At 67.1% G+C, this 255-nt stretch carries 1 protein-coding gene; it reads right to left on the reverse strand.

Features of this window, described 5'->3' with window-relative positions:
- Window positions 1-255, reverse strand: a 255-nt coding sequence (locus EN781_RS33965; RefSeq protein ID WP_145965849.1) for a VCBS domain-containing protein, incomplete at both ends; no start/stop codon positions are given.

The following is a 255-nucleotide window of genomic DNA, read 5'->3' on the forward strand; positions in this document are numbered from 1 at the left end:
TGAGGGCGTCGACCGTCGGATTGGTGTCGTCGAGCGTGTAGGTCCAGTTGCCGGCGGCATCGATGGTGAAGCTGCCGTAGCTGGTGCTGCCGCTGTCGGCCTGGAAGACGTTGTCGGCGTTGTCGACGTCGCTTGCCGTCAGCGAGCCGATGGCGGTGACCGGGGCATCGGCGCCGTCCTCGTCGACCGCGCCGCTGGTGGTGCCGTCGATGATGGCGGCGTCGTTGGTGCCGGTGATGGAGATGGTGATCAGCT

The organism is Mesorhizobium sp. M4A.F.Ca.ET.090.04.2.1, assembly GCF_003999085.1.
Lineage (GTDB): Bacteria > Pseudomonadota > Alphaproteobacteria > Rhizobiales > Rhizobiaceae > Mesorhizobium.